Source organism: Streptomyces sp. B21-105 (assembly GCF_036898465.1).
Classification (GTDB): Bacteria; Actinomycetota; Actinomycetes; order Streptomycetales; family Streptomycetaceae; genus Streptomyces.
In genome coordinates this window covers 2,070,866-2,091,469 of record NZ_JARUMJ010000001.1, presented here as the reverse complement: position 1 = coordinate 2,091,469, position 20,604 = coordinate 2,070,866, and the positions used below count along the sequence as shown (strand labels likewise).

Annotated in this window: 19 protein-coding genes; 13 read left to right on the top strand and 6 right to left on the bottom strand. The window is 73.1% G+C overall.

Annotated elements, in window-relative coordinates; translation table 11 throughout:
• The first annotated feature begins 200 nt into the window (after positions 1 to 200).
• From QA802_RS09385 to QA802_RS09360, 6 genes are all read left to right on the top strand, one after another.
• Positions 201 to 626 carry an HNH endonuclease gene (locus tag QA802_RS09385; RefSeq protein WP_334519896.1) on the top strand — a complete coding sequence of 142 codons (426 nt, stop codon included), beginning with the start codon at positions 201 to 203 and terminating at the stop codon, positions 624 to 626.
• 51 nt (positions 627 to 677) lie between these two features.
• Complete coding sequence (locus QA802_RS09380; RefSeq protein WP_334519893.1) at positions 678 to 1,160, top strand: phage terminase small subunit P27 family; 483 nt, start codon at positions 678 to 680, stop codon at positions 1,158 to 1,160.
• 9 nt (positions 1,161 to 1,169) lie between these two features.
• Positions 1,170 to 1,313, top strand: a complete 144-nt coding sequence (locus QA802_RS09375; RefSeq protein WP_334519890.1) for a hypothetical protein — start codon at positions 1,170 to 1,172, stop codon at positions 1,311 to 1,313.
• Positions 1,310 to 1,588 carry a hypothetical protein gene (locus QA802_RS09370; protein WP_334519887.1) on the top strand — a complete coding sequence of 93 codons (279 nt, stop codon included), beginning with the start codon at positions 1,310 to 1,312 and terminating at the stop codon, positions 1,586 to 1,588. The genes QA802_RS09375 and QA802_RS09370 overlap by 4 nt, the downstream gene beginning before the upstream one ends.
• A 274-nt stretch (positions 1,589 to 1,862) precedes the next feature.
• Positions 1,863 to 3,089 carry a phage major capsid protein gene (locus tag QA802_RS09365; RefSeq protein WP_334519884.1) on the top strand — a complete coding sequence of 409 codons (1,227 nt, stop codon included), beginning with the start codon at positions 1,863 to 1,865 and terminating at the stop codon, positions 3,087 to 3,089.
• 107 nt (positions 3,090 to 3,196) lie between these two features.
• The gene (locus QA802_RS09360) at positions 3,197 to 4,564 is read left to right on the top strand and encodes a tyrosine-type recombinase/integrase (RefSeq protein WP_334519881.1); all 1,368 of its coding nucleotides are present in this window, start codon (positions 3,197 to 3,199) and stop codon (positions 4,562 to 4,564) included.
• On the opposite strand, the gene QA802_RS09355 is transcribed toward QA802_RS09360, so the two are convergent.
• Positions 4,464 to 6,035, bottom strand: a complete 1,572-nt coding sequence (locus QA802_RS09355) for an amino acid permease (RefSeq protein WP_334519878.1) — start codon at positions 6,033 to 6,035, stop codon at positions 4,464 to 4,466. The two genes, QA802_RS09360 and QA802_RS09355, sit on opposite strands and share 101 nt — an antisense overlap.
• Before the next feature lie 298 nt (positions 6,036 to 6,333).
• Here QA802_RS09355 and QA802_RS09350 point away from each other — a divergent pair, with 298 nt between their 5' ends.
• Positions 6,334 to 6,954 carry a PadR family transcriptional regulator gene (locus QA802_RS09350; protein WP_334519875.1) on the top strand — a complete coding sequence of 207 codons (621 nt, stop codon included), beginning with the start codon at positions 6,334 to 6,336 and terminating at the stop codon, positions 6,952 to 6,954.
• 187 nt (positions 6,955 to 7,141) lie between these two features.
• On the opposite strand, the gene QA802_RS09345 is transcribed toward QA802_RS09350, so the two are convergent.
• Entirely contained in the window at positions 7,142 to 7,987 is an 846-nt protein-coding gene (locus tag QA802_RS09345) for a siderophore-interacting protein (RefSeq protein WP_334519873.1), read from the bottom strand.
• 82 nt (positions 7,988 to 8,069) lie between these two features.
• On the bottom strand, positions 8,070 to 9,008 hold the full coding sequence (locus QA802_RS09340) for a 5'-3' exonuclease (RefSeq protein ID WP_443042267.1): 939 nt from the start codon (positions 9,006 to 9,008) through the stop codon (positions 8,070 to 8,072).
• 537 nt (positions 9,009 to 9,545) lie between these two features.
• Between QA802_RS09340 and QA802_RS09335 the strand changes: the two genes are divergently transcribed.
• From QA802_RS09335 to QA802_RS09325, 3 genes are all read left to right on the top strand, one after another.
• Positions 9,546 to 10,148: a helix-turn-helix domain-containing protein gene (locus QA802_RS09335; RefSeq protein WP_319166153.1), complete on the top strand. Its 603-nt coding sequence runs from the start codon at positions 9,546 to 9,548 to the stop codon at positions 10,146 to 10,148.
• Complete coding sequence (locus QA802_RS09330; protein ID WP_334519865.1) at positions 10,148 to 10,864, top strand: helical backbone metal receptor; 717 nt, start codon at positions 10,148 to 10,150, stop codon at positions 10,862 to 10,864. The genes QA802_RS09335 and QA802_RS09330 overlap by 1 nt, the downstream gene beginning before the upstream one ends.
• 137 nt (positions 10,865 to 11,001) lie before the next feature.
• Positions 11,002 to 11,946, top strand: a complete 945-nt coding sequence (locus QA802_RS09325) for a LysR family transcriptional regulator (RefSeq protein ID WP_334519862.1) — start codon at positions 11,002 to 11,004, stop codon at positions 11,944 to 11,946.
• A 136-nt stretch (positions 11,947 to 12,082) separates the two neighbouring features.
• Here QA802_RS09325 and QA802_RS09320 read toward each other — a convergent pair whose 3' ends face one another.
• Positions 12,083 to 12,763 (bottom strand): gamma-glutamyl-gamma-aminobutyrate hydrolase family protein, encoded by a 681-nt coding sequence (locus QA802_RS09320; protein WP_334534445.1) that lies wholly within the window; start codon positions 12,761 to 12,763, stop codon positions 12,083 to 12,085.
• A 161-nt stretch (positions 12,764 to 12,924) separates the two neighbouring features.
• Complete coding sequence (locus QA802_RS09315; RefSeq protein WP_334519859.1) at positions 12,925 to 13,659, bottom strand: FadR/GntR family transcriptional regulator; 735 nt, start codon at positions 13,657 to 13,659, stop codon at positions 12,925 to 12,927.
• Between the two features lie 104 nt (positions 13,660 to 13,763).
• Here QA802_RS09315 and QA802_RS09310 point away from each other — a divergent pair, with 104 nt between their 5' ends.
• The 3 genes from QA802_RS09310 (at position 13,764) to QA802_RS09300 (ending at position 17,388) form a co-directional block, all read left to right on the top strand.
• On the top strand, positions 13,764 to 15,134 hold the full coding sequence (locus QA802_RS09310; RefSeq protein ID WP_334519856.1) for a glutamine synthetase family protein: 1,371 nt from the start codon (positions 13,764 to 13,766) through the stop codon (positions 15,132 to 15,134).
• A gap of 101 nt (positions 15,135 to 15,235) precedes the next feature.
• Positions 15,236 to 16,591, top strand: a complete 1,356-nt coding sequence (locus tag QA802_RS09305) for an aldehyde dehydrogenase family protein (RefSeq protein ID WP_334534443.1) — start codon at positions 15,236 to 15,238, stop codon at positions 16,589 to 16,591.
• A 14-nt stretch (positions 16,592 to 16,605) separates the two neighbouring features.
• Positions 16,606 to 17,388: a 3-oxoacyl-ACP reductase gene (locus tag QA802_RS09300; protein ID WP_334534440.1), complete on the top strand. Its 783-nt coding sequence runs from the start codon at positions 16,606 to 16,608 to the stop codon at positions 17,386 to 17,388.
• Positions 17,389 to 17,411: 23 nt separating this feature from the next.
• Here QA802_RS09300 and QA802_RS09295 read toward each other — a convergent pair whose 3' ends face one another.
• Positions 17,412 to 18,614: an amino acid deaminase/aldolase gene (locus QA802_RS09295; RefSeq protein WP_334519853.1), complete on the bottom strand. Its 1,203-nt coding sequence runs from the start codon at positions 18,612 to 18,614 to the stop codon at positions 17,412 to 17,414.
• Positions 18,615 to 20,604: the final 1,990 nt, after the last annotated feature.

Below are 20,604 nucleotides of genomic sequence, written 5' to 3'. Positions count from 1 at the left end.
TCCACGCCATCCGCTACTGCTCCACCTGCGCCCGCCGGCTGAGGCGCGGCGCATACCTGCGCTGCCCCCTTGGCTGTGGGGCCACCGTGTGCAGGGGGACCGGATGCGCCAAGCAGCACGGTCCCAACTGTGCTGTACGCCAGGCACGCGCGAGCACGACTCGCTCGCCTCAAGCTCCCGACGCGGCGTGAGGAGACGCCATGCCCACAGCACCACCGAGCCGATGCACCGACCCTGTGTGCCACGAGCTGGCCACGAACCGCGGACGGTGCGACGGACACCAGCCGAAGGCGTGGGCCAACCGGCCCAGCATCCGTCAGCGCTACGGCATCAGCTCCGGCACATGGCGCAGCCTCAAGAGGCGCGTCAGTGCCCGTGACAACGGCTGCTGCTACGTCTGCGGCGGCGAGCCGGCCGAAGGCGAGGCCCTCCAGCTCGACCACATCAGGCCCGTCGCCGAAGGCGGCTCGCCGGCCGACCTCGACAACCTCGGACTCATCCACGCCGACCCCTGCCATGCCGAGAAGTCCAAGGCTGAAGCGCTCCGCGGCAACCAGCGGCGGCTGGCCCGGCGGGGGGAGGGGTTGAAATCACCAGACAGATCGTCTGGGGGACCGCCGCGGTGAATGCGGAAGGCGTTCACGGGCTTCAGAACCACTTTTGGAGAGGGTGTCGGCATGCCTGCACGGCGTAAGGACCCGGCGATCCCTGCCGGGTTGAAGATCATGGCTCCGGAGCCGGCGGTCCGTCTGGCGAAGGAGGCGGAGATCGGCGGCCTCGGCCTTGACTGGTCGGAGCAGCCGGAGATGCTCGACGACGTCGGCCTCGCGGAGTGGGAGCGCCTGGCCGGGGTGTTCGCCCATGACGCGACCAGGTTCCGTGAGGGTGAGCGCGCGGCGATCACGGCGTACTGCTCGTGGTGGTCGGCGTTCGCTACGGCCGCCGCGGACGTCCGGGACCGCGGCCCGGTGGTCGAGGGCCGCTCGGACATGGACCGGGGCCGGCTGGTGAAGAACCCGGCGACGGTCGCGATGCGGGAGGCGTCGCAGCAGCTGCGCTACTGGGCCCGCGAGTTGGGCCTGACGACGGACGCCCGGGTGCGCATCGGTCTGGCCGACCAGGGCGACGACAAGAACGACGACGACAACCCGTTCGCGTAGGAGGACGAGATGGAAGACGAGGACGTGATGCGTCCGCGCGAGTCGACGGTGCCGGTGTTCCCGCCGCGGTGCGACGGGCTGCCGGACGAGACGGCGACGGGTGATCCGATCGACGTGCAGGACTGGGACTACAGGCTGTGGAGGCGAGTGTGAGGGTGAAGGCGATCGACGGGAAGCGGGCCGGCGGGGTGCGGCTGCTCGCAGTCGTGGTGCAGCACGCGGTGCTCTCTGCGCTGCCTCCGGGCGGTTGGACGTCGGAGGCGTCGCAGGGCCGGCTGATGGACGCTCAGGGCGACGTGTGGCTCGTCGAGGACGGCGGGCTGTGCGTGAAGCGCGTGCACATGATGCCGTGCCGGTGTGCGTGCGCGGAGCTGACGACGTACCGGGATGGCGTGGAGGTCTCCCGCGTGGTGGGTGCCGCGGGCTAGAATGATCGCAGGTAGTTCGACGGCCAGCAGTTGGGACCGCGAGCGACTCATTCCGGTAGTGAGGAAGCTGGGGGCAGAGCGGCGGTCAGCGGGGTAACCCGTCCGCCAAGTCGCCCGCCCCTGGCCGACCCCTCCGGTGGTCGCCGCCAGCCCTTGTGTCCGCTCAGTTCGGGTACCGCCCGGACCTCCGTCGTAGGCCCGCCCAGCGTCCTCGTGGCGCGGCCAGCCTCCGGAACGTGCGGGAAGCCATCACGACTTCCCGAAGGACACATCCATGAGCGACAACATCGAACTTCTCGGCGCCGAGATGCGCCAGGCTCTGACCGAGGCCCGCGACATCTGCAAGGCGGCCGAGGACGCGAACCGCGACTTCACCCCTGCCGAGTTCCAGCAGGTGAAGGCGCTTCAGGACAAGGCCACCGGCCTGAAGGACCGCATCCTCGTGGCCAAGGCCAAGGAGCAGGCGAGGGTCAGCGACGCGGACATCTCGCGGCAGATGCAGGCCCTCGGCGACGACATCGCCGGCGGCGGCCGGGCCGTCAAGTCGCACCTGCACCCGCGGGTGAAGGCGTCCGGCGGCACGGACTGGGCCGACACGATCCTCAAGCAGGTCGGCCCGCAGGGCTACAAGGGCATCCTCGCCAACGGCACGATCGGCGTGTCGGTCCCGCTGGACCCGGAGCCGGTCCGCTCCGACGTGCCGGTGCTGACGCTGCGCCAGCTGATGCCGAACGTGCAGAACACGACGGGCCGGTTCGCGTACCTGCGGCAGACGGTCCGCACGAACAACGCGGCCGTGGTCGCCCAGGGCGCGAAGAAGCCGACGTCGGTGTACACGCTGGCGCGGGTCGACGACAGGGTGCGGACGATCGCGCACCTGTCGGAGCCGATCGCGAAACAGGATCTCGACGATGTCGGGTCGCTGCGGCAGTTCATCGACCAGGAGATGCGCCTGGGCCTCGACCTGGCCCTCGAGGACGAGATCCTGAACGGGGACGGCACGGGCGAGCACTTCGACGGCATCGGGCACGTGTCCGGCTCGCAGGCGCAGGCGTTCGTCACGGACGTCCTCGTCACCACCCGCAAGGCGGTGACGAAGCTCGAGCGGTACGGCTACATGGCCGGCGCCGCGTTCGTGATGACGCCGGACGACTGGGAGACCATCGAGCTCCTCGCGGACAACGAGAACCGCTTCTACTACGGCGGCCCGCAGACCACCGTGGACCGCTCCGCGCGCCGCCTGTGGGGTGCTCCGGTGGTCGTCACGGAGGCGGCGACGACCGGCACGGCGTACCTGGCGGACTGGCGTCAGATGACGCTGCAGGTGCGTCAGGACGGCGTCCTGGACTGGTCGGAGAACGTCTACGACCCGAACGCCCTGGGCGTCGGTACGGGCGCCTCCGACTGGGAAAGGAACATGCTCCGCTTCAGGTTTGAGGGCCGCTTCGGTCTGGAGATCATGCGCCCGTCTTCGATCGTCGAGATCGACCTGACCGCGTAAGGGGCCGGCTATGCCCAACGCCCCCGCCCGGAGTGTCGGGGCGGGGGCCGCGCCCTGTCGGTGCCTGGTGGGACGATGACGACCAGGACCGCGAGGGGAGACGTTCGATGGCTGAGGTGTACGACCGGTGGCATCTGTCCCGTCCGCCCGCGGGTGCCGTGCCGTGCGCCACGTGCAGCACGAAGACCAAGACCGTGTACCCGGGAGCCGACCACGGCAAGGGGAAGCGCTGGCAGGTCCGCTATCGCGACGCCGACGGGGCGCAGCGCAAAGAGAACTTCGCCAACAAGCCGCCGGCCGTGGCCCGGGCCGCCGAGGTCGAGACCGACCTCAACAAGGGCCAGTTCATCGACCGCGCCGCCGGCCGCGAGACGTTCCGCACGCTGGGGGAGGCCTGGCGCACGTCGGCGATCCACCGTGAACGCACCGGGGGACGCGTCGAGCGGACGCTACGGCTGCACCTCTACCCGGCGTTCGGGAACCGCGGCGTGGCCAGCATCAAGCGCGCCGACGTGCAGGCGTGGGTGAAGTCGCAGGCCGACCGGTACGAGGCATCCACGGTCGGAAGCCATTTCGAGGTGCTGAACACCGTGCTGCGCATGGCCGTCCTCGACGGGGCGATCCGGGTCAACCCGTGCGAGGGCGTGAAGCTCCCCGAGGTGCGGCGGGGCGTCCTCATCCCGCACCCGGACGCCGTCCTCGCCCTCATCAAGGCGGCGCCGGCCCGGTACAGGGCCCTGGTGCGGCTCGCCGCGTCCAGCGGCCTGAGGCAGGGGGAGCTGTTCGGCCTCGAGGCCCACGTCGACGCCGAGCGCGCCGTCGTCGAGGCGAGTCAGCAGCTGGTGACGCCCGACAGCGGAGCGCAGTACATCGGCCCGCTGAAGACGCCGGAGTCGTATCGGGAGGTGCCGTTGGCCCCGTCGGCTCTGGCGGCCGTGCGGGACCACCTACGCGACTTCCCTGCGGTCGGTCGGCAGCTGGAGGACCGGACCGACCCGCTCAAGCCGGTTGTGCGAACGGTCCGGCTGCTGTTCACCGACGACAGCGGCCGACCGATCCGCCGGTCGACTTGGACGCGCGTATGGAAGCGGATGCGGGAGGACGCGAACAAGGCTCTGACCGAGGCGGGTTCGGCCGTGCGGGTGTCGGACAAGCTGACGCTGCACGGGTTGCGCGACTTTTACGCCTCGTGCCTGATCACGCAGCGGGAGAACGTGAAGACCGTGCAGGTGCGCCTCGGCCACTCGAAGCCGTCGATCACGCTCGACAAGTACACCGGTCTCTGGCCGACTGCTGAGGACACCACGGCCGCCGCCATCGAATCCGTACTCGGAGTGACGGCGGCGCCCGTGGAGGACGTGACTGCGGGGGAGATCAGGCGGATTCTGCGGGCACTGCCGCGGGTGACCCTTCCGAAGCAGTGTGCCCTCGTTGTGCCCTCACAGCCCGGTACAGGGCACCCGCTCCCACTGTGAACAGTAGGAATATGAGGGTGAACCACTGGAAGTACCAGTGGCCGCCCGCCGGGTCGTACACCGCGGCCCGCGGCCAGGCCAGGTTGACCGTCATCAGCAGGCCGTAGAGGAGCGCCAGGGCGTTCACCGGGACGCCCCAGCGGCCCAGGGAGAACAGCGGGGCGCCCGTCTCGTCCGTGCCGGCCGAGGAGAATCCGCCGCGCAGCCTGCGCACCAGCAGCGGGCCGGTGACCATCGCGTATGCCAGGTACAGCATCACGATGCAGGTGGTGCCGATGGCCAGGAAGGCGTCCGGGGACGCGAAGTTGAGCAACAGCAGGGCCGCCGCGAGGACGCCGACCACCAGCGCGGGGGCGCTCGGCATGCCGGTGCGGGGGTTCACGCGCGCGAGGCGGGCGGAGAAGGGCAGCTGGCCGTCGCGGGCCATGGAGAACAGCATCCGGCAGGCCGCGGTCTGGATGGCGAGCGTCGCCACCGTGATCGCCACCACCACGTCGGCCAGCAGCAGTTTGCCGACGCCGTCGCCGAGGCTGCTGGTGAGGACGTAGCTGAGACCGTCGACGCCGAGGCGGCCGTCGCTGAGGCTGGGCGCGGCCAGCAGTCCGCCGAGCACGATCAGCCCGCCGAGCAGTCCGGCCGCGCCGAGCGCGGTGAGGATCGTGCGGGGCGCGGTACGGCGGGGGTGGTGGGTCTCCTCGCTCATCTCGCCCGCGCTGTCGAAGCCGATCATCACGTAGGCGGCAGTGAACGAGCCCACCGCGAGCGCCCCGAACAGCCCGGACTGGGCCGCGCCCGTGGTGTGGAAGGTGATGCCGGGGGTCCGCTCGGAGTGGGTCAGCAGCAGGACGGCGATGAGGACGGCGCCGATGATCTCGGCGGTCACGCCCACCCGGTTGACCAAGGACATCACCCGGTTGTCCAGGACGTTGACGAGGGTGGTCAGCACCAGCAGGACCACGCCGAGCAGGGCCGCGTTGGCCGCGCCGTCGGGTGAGGTGGGCGCCGGGTCGTCGCCGATCAACTGGAAGCCGGGCCAGATCGCCGGCAGCACCATCTGCAGTGCGAGGGCCGCCGCCGCGACCACCACGATCTGGCCGATCACCATGATCCAGCCCGCGAACCAGCCGAACGACGGCGTCGACAGCCGCGAGGACCACTGGTAGATCGCGCCGGAGATCGGGTAGCGCGCCGCCAGTTCCGCGAAGCACGCGGCGACCAGCAACTGTCCGGCCAGCACGAGGGGCCAGGCCCAGAAGAAGACCGGGCCGCCGAAGGAGTACCCGAAGGCGAAGAACTGGAAGACGGTCGTCAGGACGGAGATGAAGGAGAACCCGGCGGCGAACGAGGCGTACCGGCCCAGGCTGCGATGCAGTTCCTGGCGGTAGCCGAACTCGGCGAGAGAGCCGTCGCCCACGTCGGAGTGGTGCGGCGGGTCGGGACGTACGTCGGTGGGAGTCGTGGTCGTCGTCACGGCGGAACCTGCCTTGGGCCCAGGGAACGGAATTCCTGTCGGGCGACAGAAATTAGGGACCGGCTGTTTCATCCGCGTCACGCGGGCGTGTCGGGAGCGGGCCCAAGTCCTCACGTCCCTCCGGTTTTCTCCGATCGCGTTACATCGCGTCTCTGGGGATTGGCGGGCAGTCGCGATATGTTCGGCTACGGATATTCGTGGTCGAACGCGCCTGGCTGAAGCCGTGACCAGGTGTGGACGAAGGTGTGAAGGCGCGGAGTCGACCGACCGCCGACCGGCGGAGAGTGAGGTGATCGTCGTGGCGGGCAAACGCCGCAAGCCCGGCAACCCGTTGGCGCTCGCCGTGCTGACGACGCTTCTGCAGAAGCCGATGCACCCATACGAGATCGCCCAGACCCTGCGCAGTCAGGGCAAGGACACCAGCACCAAGACCAACTACGGCTCGCTCTACACCGTCGTGCAGAACCTCGAGAAGCACGGCCTCGTCGAGGTGACCGGCGTCGAGCGCCAGGGCAACCGTCCCGAGCGCACGGTCTACGGACTCACCGGGGCCGGGCGGGAGGAGATGGCCGAGTGGCTGTCCGACCTGCTCGCCATCCCGGCCAAGGAGTACCCGGTCTTCGAGACAGCCCTGTCGCTGATGGCGGCCCTGCCGCCGGACGAGGTGGAGAGGTTGCTGGAGACCCGGCTGAGCTCGCTCGAGGTGCAGCTGGCGAGCGGGCGCGGCGCACTGGCGAAGGCGTCGGAGACGGTGCCGCGGCTCTTCCTCGTGGAGGTCGAGTACCAGCTGCACATGGTCCAGGCGCAGGCGGAATGGGTCGGCGGCTTCCTCGAGGAGCTCAGAAAGGGCTCGCTGCCCGGCGTCGACGGGTGGCGACGGTTCCACGGAACGGGGGAGCCGGCCGACTTCAGACCGTGAAAGAGCAGACCCCGGAAGGCCTGTCCGAGCGGCACCAGCACCAGCCACAGGCCGTCGGGCGGCGGCGCGAGCCTGCCTGCCGCGGCCGGGAGGCGCCCGACGGCGGCCGGCGAGGTGTCCGGCGACCCGCTCCACGAGGGCGGGCCGTCTTCCGCCGGCTGCATGCGGCCGGGCCGCTGCCGGCGGTTCACGCGGCCGGGACCGCGCCCTCCTGCTCCGCCTCCACGCGCGCGTTCCACTCACGCTTCGCGGCCTGCCAGCCGTCCTCGTTGTGGCCGAGCCGCCAGTAGCCGGAGATCGACAGGTCCTCACGCGGGATCTGCAACTCGACGCGCAGGAGCCTGCGCAGCTCCTTCACGCCGGCCGCCTCGCCGTGCACGAAGGCGTGCGGGCGGCCCTCGGGGAACTCCAACGCCCGCACGGCCTCGACGAGTTTCTCGCCGACCGGCCGCTCACCGCGGTGCAGCCAGACGACCTCCACGTCGGAGTCGATCTTCTGCTCCTCCTCGGGGCCGGCCACCTCGATGAAGGCGTGGGCGACCGCGCCGGCGGGCAGCGACTCCAGGGCGGCCGCGATGGCCGGCAGGGCGCTCTCGTCGCCGGCCAGCAGATGCCAGTCGGCCGAGGTGTCGGGGGCGTACGCGCCGCCGGGGCCCAGGAATCGGACGGTCTCGCCCGGCTGGACGCGCGTGGCCCACGGCCCGGCGAGGCCCTCGTCGCCGTGGATGACGAAGTCGAGGGTCAGCTCGCGGTGTTCGGCGTCCCAGTGGCGCACGGTGTACGTCCGGGTCACGGGCCACTGCTCGCGGGGGAACTCGGCCCGGACGCGCTCCAGGTCGAAGGGCTCGGGGTACGTGACGCCGTCGGGGCCGAAGAGGAGTTTGACGTAGTGGTCGGTGCAGGCGCCCGCGCCGAACTCCGCGAGGCCCTCGCCGCCGAGCACGACGCGCTGCATGTGCGGGGTGAGCCGTTCGGTGCGGACGACCTGCGCGGAGTGGGCCTTCCGCGGCTTCCGTGCCGGACGTTCTGCCATGACGGCCTCCCAGTCATCCTTTGTTAGGTATGCCTAAGTTAGCATCTCTTCCCCTGGCGACGCCCTTCCCTCGAGGCGACGCCTACGCGCGCCGTGCGGCGAGCGTCGTCAGCAGCCGCTGCAGCGACCCGCCGAGACCCCAGCGCGCCGCCAACGCCTCCAGTGTCCCGCCGTCCCGCGGCGCGCTGGGGAGGGCGGTGGTCACCTCGGGGAGCGGCACGTCGTCGGCGACCCTGACCACCTTGGGCGCGACGGCGACGTACGGCCGCGACTCGTCCAGCCGCCTGCGCTGCGACGGCGTCAGCTTCGTCTTCGGGTCGTCGACCGCCGCCATGATCCCGGCCAGATCGCCGAACTCCGCCAGCAGCTTGGCCGCGGTCTTCTCCCCGATGCCCGGCACGCCCGGCAGGCCGTCGCTCGGGTCGCCGCGCAGCAGGGCCAGGTCCGCGTACCCGCGCCCGTCGACCCCATACTTCTCGCGCAGCCAGGCCTCGTCCGTGAGTTGCAGGGAGCCGACGCCCTTCAGTGGATACAGGACCCGCACCCCGCGTGCGTCGTCCACGAGTTGGTACAGGTCGCGGTCGCCGGTGACGATGTCGACCGGGCCCTTCGCCCGCCCGGTGAACGTGCCGATCACGTCGTCCGCCTCGTACCCGGCGACGCCCACGCGCGCGATGCCCAGCGCGTCCAGGACCGCCTCGATGATCGGCACCTGGGGCGAGAGGGTGTCCGGCACCTCCTCCTCGTCCGGCCCGCTCTCGCGCTCCTCGGCGACGCGGTGCGCCTTGTAGGACGGGATGAGGTCGACCCGCCACTGGGGGCGCCAGTCGGCGTCCATGCAGGCGACCAGCTCGTCCGGCCGGTGGTCCTTCACCAGCCGGTCGATGAACTCCAGCAGCCCGCGCACCGCGTTCACCGGGGTGCCGTCGGGCGCCCGCACGGAGTCCGGGACGCCGAAGTAGGCGCGGAAGTACAGCGAGGCGGTGTCGAGAAGCATCAGTCGTCCGGTCACGCCACGCATCATGCCGCACGAAGGCCCCGCCGACCGGCGGGCATGCGCTGCCGATGGTGCGTGGAAGCCCGGCCCGTTCCCGCAGGCGAAGGCATGCGGCAGCGCGTCGGCCCGGCCCGTCCCTCGTGTCGTGGTGCAGGCGCGGTCGTGCCGTGGTCGTGTCGTGGTGGAGGCGTGGTCGTGCCGGCACGACCACGTGGTCCGGGTTCGTCCACGGCATGGATCCGGCCAACCACGGAGCGCTACGCTCAGACCAGGACCGGCTCTCCCCGGACCGGGGACGGGCGGGAACACGGGCGGCCGCCCGCGCATTGAACCGGTAGACCGCCGGGCGGGCCTCCCCGCCGGGGCCCCTGGGGTCATGTCGGCTGGCGTGAACTGTGAGGTCGGCCGTCACGCCGGGCGCCGTCGATGTGGCAGGCCCGTGAAACGGTTTGCCGAACATGCGTAGGGTGCAGAGAACTCACCAGAGAACTCTTTAAGGCACCATCGGAGAACGTGTCCGAGGACAAACCGCGCCGACGAGCGAAGGAGGGAGCCGGAGCGATGGGCGACCACAAAGAACAGCCCCTGCGGGTGGGCGCGGCCGTGCGGCGCCGACGCCGCTCCCTGGAGCTCACCCTCGCCGTCGTGGCCGAGCGCAGCGGCCTCTCCGTCCCGTTCCTGAGCCAGATCGAGAACGACCGGGCGCGGCCCAGCACCAGCTCCCTGGAGAAGGTCGCCGACGCGCTGCGCACCACCGCCGTGGAACTCCTCGCCGCCGCCGACCCGGCGTGCAGCGTCGACGTCGTCCGCGCCGACGTCACCGAGCCGGGCACCGGCGCCGGTCTGGTCCCGGAGCCGGAGCCGCGCTCGCGATCCCTGGTCCGCGGGCACCACCAGATGCACGCCTCCGAGTTCACCGGCGACCATGACGCGGGCCGCGAGTTCCAGTACCGCAACGACCAGCTGATGTACGTCGCCGACGGCGCCGTGGAGATCGAGGCGGAGGGGCGCGCCTACCGGCTGGGCCGCGGCGACACCCTGTACCTCACCGGCGGGGTCCGGCACCGCTGGCGGGCGACCGAGCCGGACACCCGAGTGATCGTCGTCGCCGTGGCCGAGCACATCGAGGCGGTACGCGACCGCGACCGCGGCCGCAAACGGTAGTGCGGGTCGTCTCGCTGGTGCCGTCGCTCACCGAGGCGGTGGCCGTGACCGTGCCCGGCGCCCTGGTCGGCGCCACCGACTGGTGCACCCACCCGGCCGACCTGGACGTCACCCGGATCGGCGGCACCAAGAATCCCGACGTGCGCCGCGTCGTCGCGCTCGCCCCCGACCTGGTGATCGCCAACGAGGAGGAGAACCGCCGGCCGGACCTCGCGGCACTGCGCGCGGCCGGTCTCGACGTGCTGGTCACGGACGTCCGCAGCGTCGCGCAGGCCTTCCGGGAGCTCTCTCGGGTGCTCCGGGCATGCGGCGGACCCGCGCGACCGCGATGGCTCGCCGAGGCGGAGGAGGCGTGGGCGGCGCCCGGGCCGCTCGCCCGCCGGACGGCCGTCGTCCCGGTCTGGCGCCGGCCCTGGACGGTGCTGGGCCGCGACACCTTCGCCGGGGACGTGCTGGCCCGCCTGGGCGTCCACCAGGTGTACTCCGGGCACGGCGAGCGCTACCCGCGGATCGCGGTCGAGGACCTGCTCGCCGCCCGCCCGGACCTGGTCGTCCTGCCGGACGAGCCCTATCGCTTCACCGCCGACGACGGCCCGGAGGCCTTTCCCGGCCTGCCCTGCGCGCTGGTCAGCGGACGGCACCTGACGTGGTACGGGCCGTCACTGGCCGAGGCGCCGCGGGTGCTGGGCGGGGCGCTGCGAGCAGTTCTCCGCTGAGCAGCCCGCGGACGGTGTGCGCGGCGGCCACGCCCCAGGCGAACAGGGGCTGGGCGGCGGTGACCATGACTTCACGGTCGCCGGGCCGGGCAGCCGCCACCAGGGACGATGACTCTATGGGGACATAAACTAGGCTTATGGGGAGTGCGGTGGGTGCGCGGGACGCGCAGGAACAAGGGCCCGGCGGCGGGGGTTCGATCGCCCACCGCGTTCCGGACCTGGGCGCGTTGGAACTGCTGCTGGCCGTGGCCCGGCTGGGCAGCCTCGGCGCGGCCGCGCGCGAACTCGGCATCACCCAGCCGGCCGCGAGCAGCCGGATCCGGTCCATGGAACGCCAGTTGGGCGTGGCACTGGTGGACCGGTCGCCCCGCGGCTCCCGCCTGACGGACGCGGGCGCGCTGGTGACGGACTGGGCGCGGCGGATCGTCGATGCGGCGGAGGCCTTCGACGCGGGCGCGCAGGCGCTGCGCGACCGCCGCGACTCCCGGCTGCGGGTGGCGGCCAGCATGACCATCGCCGAGTATCTGCTGCCCGGCTGGCTGCTCGCCCTGCGCGCCGGCCGGCCGGACACCGCGGTGTCCCTGCACGCGGGCAACTCGGCGGCCGTCGCCGAGCGGCTGCTGGCCGGGGAGGCGGACCTGGGCTTCGTGGAGGGCCTCACGGTCCCGCCCGGTCTGGACTCCGCGGTGATAGCCCACGACCGCCTCATCGTGGTCGCGGCGCCCGCGCACCCGTGGGCCCGCCGCCGGCGCCCGCTGCCCGCCGCCGAACTGGCGTCGACGCCGCTGATCCTGCGGGAGAAGGGCTCCGGGACCCGGCAGGTCCTCGACACGGCCCTCGGCGGCCTGGCCCGCCCGCTGATCGAGCTCTCCTCGACGACGGCGGTGAAGGCGGCCGTGGTGAGCGGGGCGGGGCCGGCCGTCCTCTCCGAACTGGCGGTCGGCGAGGAACTGGCGCTGCGCAGGCTCGTCGGCATCCCGGTCGAGGGAGTCTCCCTGGCCCGGGACCTCAGGGCCGTCTGGCCGACGGGCCACCGCCCCACCGGCCCGGCCCGCGAACTGCTGTCCCTGACACGAGGCTGACGGGCGGGCGCGGCGAGGCGTCCGCCGGCGAAACGTCCGGGGCGCGAGGCGCGGGCGTGCGCCGGACGCGAGACAAGACAAGACAAGGCGGCGCGGGGCTGCGGGCTCAGGCGGCGGGCTGAGGTGGCGGGCGGCGTCAGGCGGCGGGGTGGGACGCGGCCGTCACGAGGGCGCGCACGACCCGCAGGTCGTCGCCCATCTCCGGATGCCACTGCACCCCGAGGACCCACCCGGCACAGGGCAGTTCGACGGCCTCCACGGTGCCGTCCGCCGCGTGCGCCGACGGCACGAGGCCCGCGCCGAGGCGGTCCACCGCCTGATGGTGATAGGTCGGCACCACGTCCTCCGCGTCGACGATCCCGCCGTACAGGGTGCCCGGCACCGGCTTGACCGGGTGGCCGCCGAAGACGCCCTCGGCCTCGACGTGCCCGTCGAGGTGCTGGATCAGGGTGCCGCCGAGGGCGACGTTCAGCAGTTGCATGCCTCGGCAGACGCCCAGCAGCGGGACGTCCGCCGCCAGCGCCGCCTCGATCAGGGCCAGCTCCCACGCGTCCCGCTCGGGAGCCGGCGGGCCGGTGCGCGGATCGCGTTCGGCGCCGTAACGGGCCGGATCGACGTCCGGGCCGCCCGCGACGACCAGACCGTCGAGGCGGGCCACGGCCGCCGCCGCGTGGTCGGGCGCGTCCGGCGGGAGCATCACGGCCAGCCCGCCGGCCCGCTGGACGAGCCTCGGATACGCCGCGGGCAGCAGCGCCGCCTCCAACTCCCACACCCGCCAGCGCGTACCGGGCTCCAGATACGTGCTCACGCCGATCAGCGGCCTGCCGACCGACCCGCCCGACCCGACGGACCCGCCCGACCCGACCGGCCCGCCCGGCCTGTTCGGGGGCTTCGCGCCGTGACCCGTCACCGTCATACGTTCTCCCGGTCGACCTTCAATGGACATCGTTCGAACCTTTGCTCGCTGTCCGGCACACTTCAGGTCAGGAAGCCCCTGAGCAGGGCCGCTGTGCCCGCGCAGTGCTCCCGCATGATCTCCCGCGCGCCGTCCGCGTCCCCGTCCAGCACCGCCTCCACCACCGCGGTGTGCTGCCGCTGCGAGTGTTCCAGGTTGCGCACCAGCAACGGGATGCAGTCGAGCAGGTCGTTCACGGTGGCCCGCACGGCCGCGTACCGCGCCGTCAGCGAGGGGGAGCCGCACAGCTCGGCGAGGGTCAGATGGAACATCGTGTCGAGTCGACGATAGTCGGCCGGCGGCGCGTTCCCGGTGGCGGCGAGGGCCTCGCGCAGCCGACGCCCCTGCTCTTCCGTCAGACCGTGCGACGCGCACAGGCCCGCCGCGCCCGACTCCAGCACCTCGCGGAACCGCAGCACGTCCTCGACGTCGGTCTCCGCGATCCGCCTGCGCAGCTCGTCCTCGCCGCCGGCGTCCGTGCGCGGCAGCACGAACGTTCCGCCGTACCGGCCCCGACGGGACTCGACGAGCCCCTGGTCCTGCAGCACCTTCAGCACCTCGCGCAGCGTCACCCGGCTGATCCCGAGCCGCTCCGCGAGCTCCCGCTCGGCCGGCAGCCGTCCGCCGCCCGGCACCAGACCCAGCCGGACGACCTGGAGGATCTGCTCCAGCGCCTCCTCGAAGCCGTTTCCGGCCCGCACCGGCCGCAGCACCGCTGTCAGCCGGTCGTCCTGTCCGCCGTCAGCGTCCACCGACATCGTGCCGCGCCCCCTTCCCAAGCAATGGTTCTCCGCAATACCTTATGGCTCCCGGCCCGCCCGAAGAAGACGAGGGAGCCGGGCAGCCGAAGGAGGCCCTTCCCGTGGCAGACCGCACACCCCCGCTCGGCGTCGAGGAGCTGCGCGCCCTCGTGGCGAGCGGTGAGATCGACACCGTCGTCCTCGCCTTCCCCGACATGCAGGGGCGGCTCCAGGGCAAACGGTTCGCCGCCGGATTCTTCCTCGACGAGGTGCTCCGGCACGGCACCGAGGGCTGCAACTACCTCCTCGCCGTCGACACGGAGATGAACACCGTCGACGGGTACGCCATGTCGTCCTGGGAGCGCGGCTACGGCGACTTCGCGATGCACCCCGACCTGGCCACCCTGCGCCGCGTGCCCTGGAACGCCGGCACCGCGATGCTGATCGCCGACCTCGCCTGGAACGACGGCTCGCCGGTGGTCGCCGCCCCGCGCCAGATCCTGCGCCGCCAGCTGGAGCGCCTCGCCGAGCACGGTTTCACCGCCCAGGTAGGCACCGAGCTGGAGTTCATCGTCTTCAAGAACAGCTACGAGGCCGCCTGGGACGCGAACTACCGCGGGCTCACCCCGGCCAACCAGTACAACATCGACTACTCGGTCCTCGGCACCGGCCGCATCGAGCCGCTGCTGCGCCGCATCCGCAACGAGATGGCCGGCGCCGGCCTCACCGTCGAGTCCGCCAAGGGGGAGTGCAACCCCGGCCAGCACGAGATCGCGTTCCGCTACGACGAGGCCCTGATCACCTGCGACCAGCACGCCGTCTACAAGACCGGCGCCAAGGAGATCGCCGCCCAGGAGGGCGTCTCCCTCACCTTCATGGCCAAGTACAACGAGCGCGAGGGCAACTCCTGCCACATCCACCTCTCGCTCACCGACGCGGACGGCGCGAACGTGATGGCCGGCACGGCCGACGACCCGGAAGGCATGTCCGAGGTCATGCGGCACTTCCTCGCCGGACAGCTGGCCGCCCTGCGCGACTTCTCTCTCCTCTACGCCCCCAACATCAACTCCTACAAGCGGTTCCAGCCCGGCTCCTTCGCCCCGACCGCCGTCGCATGGGGGCACGACAACCGCACCTGCGCGCTGCGGGTCGTCGGCCACGGCCGCTCGACGCGCTTCGAGAACCGCCTCCCCGGCGGCGACGTCAACCCGCACCTCGCCGTCGCCGGTCTGGTCGCGGCCGGGCTGTACGGCATCGAGCACAAGCTGGAGCTGCCAGAGGTCTGCGCCGGCAACGCCTACGCCGGCGACTACGCGCACGTCCCCACGACGCTCCGCGAGGCCGCCGAGCTCTGGTCGGCCAGCCCCATCGCACTGGCCGCCTTCGGCGAGGAGGTCGTCGCCCACTACCGCAACATGGCACGCGTCGAGCTCGAGGCCTTCGACGCCGCGGTCACCGACTGGGAGCTGCGCCGCTCCTTCGAACGTCTGTGAAAGGTCCCGCCTTGTCCCACCCGCACGAGCGGTCCCCGCACGACCGTTCCCCCGAGCAGTCTCCGCACGAGCAGTCTCCACACCAGCAGACCCCGCACGAGCTGACCGTACTCAACCCGGCCACCGAGGAGGTCGTCGCCGTCGTCCCGGCCGCCGACGCGGCTGACGTGGACCGTGCGGTCGCCCGGGCGGACGCCGCGCAGACCGCCTGGGCCGCGGCCGCCCCCGCCGACCGCGCACGCCTGCTGCGCCGCTTCGCCGACGTGGTCGACGCGCACGTCGAGGACCTGGCCCTGCTCGAGGTCCGCGAGGCCGGCCACCTCCTCGGCAACGCCCGCTGGGAGGCCGGCAACGCCCGCGACCTGCTGTTCTACGCGGCCGGCGGCGTCGAGCGCCTCCTGGGCAGCCAGATCCCCGTGCCCGGCGGCTGGAACGTCACCTTCCACGAGCCGCTCGGCGTGGTCGGCGTGATCGCCCCGTGGAACTTCCCCATGCCGATCGCCGCCTGGGGCGCCTTCCCCGCCCTCGCCGCGGGCAACGCGGTCGTCCTCAAGCCCGCCGAGACCACCCCGCTCACCGCCCTGCGGCTGGCCGAACTCGCCCTGGAGGCAGGCCTGCCCGAGCATCTCTTCCAGGTGCTGCCGGGGTACGGCGCGATCGCCGGCCGGGCCCTCGTCGACCACCCGGACGCCGCGAAGATCGTGTTCACCGGCTCCACCCGCACCGGCCGCGAGGTCATGGAGCGCTGCGCCCGTCAAGTCAAGCCGGTCACCCTGGAACTCGGCGGCAAGAGCCCGAACATCGTGTTCGCCGACGCCGACCTGAAGACCGCCGTCGATCCGTACTCCTTCCTCGACAACTCCGGCCAGGACTGCTGCGCCCGCACCCGGATCCTCGTCCAGGAGTCGGTGTACGACGAGGTCGCCGACCACCTGGCACGCGAGCTGGCCGCGGTGGTGGTCGGGGACCCGGCCGACGAGGCGACCCGGATGGGGCCGCTGATCTCCCGTCAGCAGGTGGACCGCGTACGGTCGTTCGTGCCGGACGACGCGCAGGCACTGCGCGGCAGCGCCCCCGAAGGCCCCGGGTTCTGGTTCCCGCCGACCGTGCTCACCGGCGAACGGCCCGACTCCGCGGCCGCCCGCGAGGAGATCTTCGGACCCGTCGCCGTGCTGCTCCCCTTCACCGACGAGGCAGACGCGGTCCGGCTCGCCAACGACACCCCCTACGGCCTCTCCGGCTCCGTCTGGACCCGGGACGTCGGCCGCGCGCTGCGCGTCTCACGGGCCGTGCGCGCCGGGAACCTGTCCGTCAACTCCCACTCCAGCGTCCGCTACTGGACCCCGTTCGGGGGCTACAAGCAGTCCGGCGTCGGCCGTGAGCTGGGTCCGGACGCCCTGACCGCCTTCACCGAGACCAAGAACGTCTTCATCAGCACGGAGGGCCCCGCACAGTGACGTCATCCACCCCCCTGCCCGACGAGAACATCTGCCGCCGCCTGGTCGGCCGCACGGCCGTCGTCACCGGCGCCGGCAGCGGCATCGGCCTCGCCGCCGCACGCCGGCTCGCCTTGGAGGGCGCGCACGTCGTCTGCGGCGACGTCGACGAGACCCGCGGCAAGGCGGCCGCCGAGGAGGTCGGCGGGATCTTCGTGAAGGTCGACGTCACCGACCCCGAGCAGGTCGAGGCGCTGTTCCAGGCCGCCTACGACACCTACGGCAGCGTGGACGTCGCCTTCAACAACGCGGGCATCTCCCCGCCCGACGACGACTCCATCCTGGAGACCGGCCTGGAGGCCTGGAGGCGCGTCCAGGAGGTCAACCTGACCTCCGTCTACCTGTGCTGCAAGGCCGCCATCCCCTACATGCGCCGACAGGGCCGCGGTTCCATCATCAACACCGCGTCCTTCGTGGCCCGGATGGGCGCGGCGACCTCCCAGATCTCGTACACGGCGTCCAAGGGCGGCGTCCTCGCCATGTCCCGCGAACTCGGCGTGCAGTTCGCCCGCGAGGGCATCCGCGTGAACGCCCTGTGCCCCGGGCCGGTCAACACCCCGCTGCTGCAGGAGCTGTTCGCCAAGGACCCCGAGCGGGCCGCCCGCCGCCTCGTCCACATCCCCGTCGGCCGGTTCGCCGAGGCCGAGGAGATCGCCGCCGCCGTCGCCTTCCTGGCCAGCGACGACTCCTCGTTCGTCAACGCCACCGACTTCCTCGTGGACGGCGGGATCTCCGGGGCGTACGTCACCCCGCTGTAGAACACGGCGGGCCGGGGCGGCGGTCAGAGGAAGGTGTGACCCTCGCCCCGGTACGTCGGCACGGTCGCCGTCACGGCGTCGCCCTCGACGAGGTGCAGCACCTCGAACCGCTCGCACAGCTCGCCGGCCTTCGCGTGCCGGAACCACACCTTGTCGCCGATCAGCAGATCGTCGGCCGGGGAGCCGAGCAGCGGCGTCTGCACCTCGCCGGGACCCTCCTGGGGGTCGTAACGCAGACCCTCGGGGAGGTGGGGCACCGGGAGCCGGTCGGGCCCCGCCGCACCGGATGCCGGGTAGCCGCCGCCGAGGACGGTCACCACCCCGACGCCGGGCCTGCGCACGACGGGCAGGGCGAACAGCGCGGCCGGACGCCCGCTGAACGACGTGTAGTTGTCGAAGAGCCGCGGCACGTACAGCCCCGACCCTGCCGCGATCTCCGTCACCGCGTCCTCCGCGGCGGTGTGCTGCACACTGCCGGTGCCGCCGCCGTTGACGTACTCCAGGTCCGGTACGACGGCCCGCACCGCGCGTACCACGGCCGCGCGCCGCTCGGCGAGCTCCCGGCGGGCGGTGGCCTGCATCAGCCGGATCGCCCGGGACCGCAGGGGCCGCCCGGCGACGGCGTCGCCGACGCCGGCGATGTGCCCCTCGTACGCCATGATCCCCACCAGCCGGAAGCCGGGCCGCCGGGCCACCGCCCGTGCCACGTCGGCGACCTGGCCGGGGGAGTGCAGCGGCGAGCGCAGCGCGCCGACCCGGACCCGGCCGCCGAGCAGCTTCAGCGAGGTGTCCAACTCCAGGCAGACACGGATGACTTCGGTGCCGCCGGCCCGCGCCGCGTCGATGAGGTCGAGCTGCGCGACGTCGTCGACCATGACGGTGACGGTGGCGGCGAGCTTGGGATCGGCGGCCAGCTCGGCGTAGGCGCCGCGGTCGGCCGACGGGTAGGCGAGGAGGATGTCCTCGAAGCCGGAGCGGGCCAGCCACAGCGACTCGGCGAGGGTGAACGACATGATCCCGGCGAAGCCGTCCTTCGCCAGGACGCGTTCCAGCAGCGTCCGGCAGCGCACGGACTTGCTCGCGACCCGGATCGGCTTGCCGCCGGCCCGGCGGACCAAATCCTCGGCGTTCGCGTCGAAGGCGTCCAGGTCCACAAGGGCGAGCGGGGCGTCGAGATGGGCGGTGGCCCGGTCGTAACGGGCCCGGTCGGCGGCGCGCGCAGTCATGAAGGAAGCCTGCCAGACAGGATTACCGCAGGGTAGGGGGACGTTCCGGGCTAATGCCCCCGGGGGGCGCGGACTGGTTCCCGTTCGACCGGCGACAAGCCGTAGAGTGACGCGCACGTACGGAGGAACGGCTCCGGCCGGACAGCCGTGTCGGGATGCCGGTCCGCACGCGCGGGTATACCTGCCCGCAGCGGACGACCGGGTCGTCGCGCCGGGTCGCCCGGGCGCGGACCGACGGCCCGCGTACGAGAACGACGGGCCCGGGGACGAGGAAACGGGGGGTGCATGAGTACGGAAGCACGCCGCGCCTCGGTTCCCCCGCACCCGGACGTGCCTCCCCACCCCGGCGTACCTCCGCGCCCGAGCACCCCGCCCCGCCCGGCCCAGCCGCCCGCCCCCGCCACCGACGCGGCGGACGGGGCGCCCGCCCGCGCGAGCACCACCCGCCCGACCGGCCCCGGCCGGCTGCCGCAGGAGCCCCCGCACCGCCCGGCACCCGCCCGTGCGGAACGCGAAGCCGCCCCTCACACCACACCCACCCCGGCGGGACGCCGGCCCGCACCTCGTGGGGCGTCCGACCCGGCGGGACGGCAGCCCGCGCCCCGCGCGACACCCGGCCCCGGGGCATCGGCGCCGCACACCCGGGACACCGGCACGGCCGAGGACGGCGGCATGCCCGCCGCCGCGGACACCGCTCCCCCCAGCCCTCGCACCGCCCCCCGCTTCACCACGCTGCGGGCCCGGTACACGGACGCCATGACCCCGCCCCCGCCGCCCGCGTCGGCCCGCTTCCCCGACACCCCGCCCCCTCCGAGCGGCCCCGCGCAGCTCCCGCGGCAGGACGACACCGTGAGGCCCACGCCGCCCGACGAGCGCCCGCCCGCCGTCCCGCGTCCTGCCCCGCCCCATGACTTCCGCCGCGCCCCGCGCCCCGCGAGGCCGGCGCCCCCGCCCACCGACGAGCGGGCCGCCGCCGACACGGCTGCCGCACGCCCCTTCACCACGAGTTTCTTCCGCCCGTCGCCCTCGGCCTCCCGCCCCACGACCCCGGCCGTCCCGCGCCCCGTAGCCGGTGAGCCCCCGCGTCCCGCAGCCGGTGAGCCCCCGCGCTCCACGACCAGTGAGCCCCCGCGTCCCGCGGTCGGAGACGCCCCGCGTCCCGCGGTCGGGGAACCCCCGCGCCCCGCGGCCGGTGAGGCGTGGCGTCCTGCGGTCGGTGAGCCTCCGCGCCCGGAGGGCGGGGCGGCACCGCGTCCCGCCGTCGGCGGGCTTTCGCGTCCTGCGGCCGGTGATGATCGGCGTCCCGCAGAGAGCGGCGCTGTGCGTCCTGCGGCCGGTGAGGCGTGGCGTTCAGGGGTCGGGGGGCCTTCGCGTCCTGCGGCCGGTGAGGCCCCGCGCCCCCCGGCCGGTGAGGCTCGGCGTCCTGCGGACGGCGCGACCCCGCGCCCTGCTGCCGGTGGGGCTCCGCGTCCTGCGGCCGGTGAGGTGCCGCGTAGCGCCCCGGACGACCGGCCGGGCGCCGGCAGGGCGTCGTCGTCCCGTCCGCCCGTCGGCAGCCCCGACGGGACGGGCTCGTTCCGGCCGTTCGACCCGGCCCCTCGGCCCACCCGGCCGGACGCCTCCAGGCCCACTGCGCCGACTGCCCCGAGCTCCGCCGACCGCGACGACCCCCGTGCCCCGGACCGGCAGGGTCCGCGCCCCGCCCCCGCCGACCGGGACGAACCGCGCCCCGCAGGTCCTGAGAGCACCCGCGCAACCGGCGCCGAGACCGTTCACACGTCCGAACGCGCCTGGACGCCGTTGCCGCGTGACTGGGTGCCCGCGCCGGAGGCGGCCGGCACTGCCGCGCGCGGTGACCTCCCGAAGGTCCCGCGGCCGGACGACGGACCGGCGTGGAGTCCCGCCGCGGCTCTGCGGCAACCCGACTTCGCCGGGCCGCCCCCGTCCGCGCCCCCCGTGCCCTCCGCGCCCCCTGCTCCGGAGGCGCCGC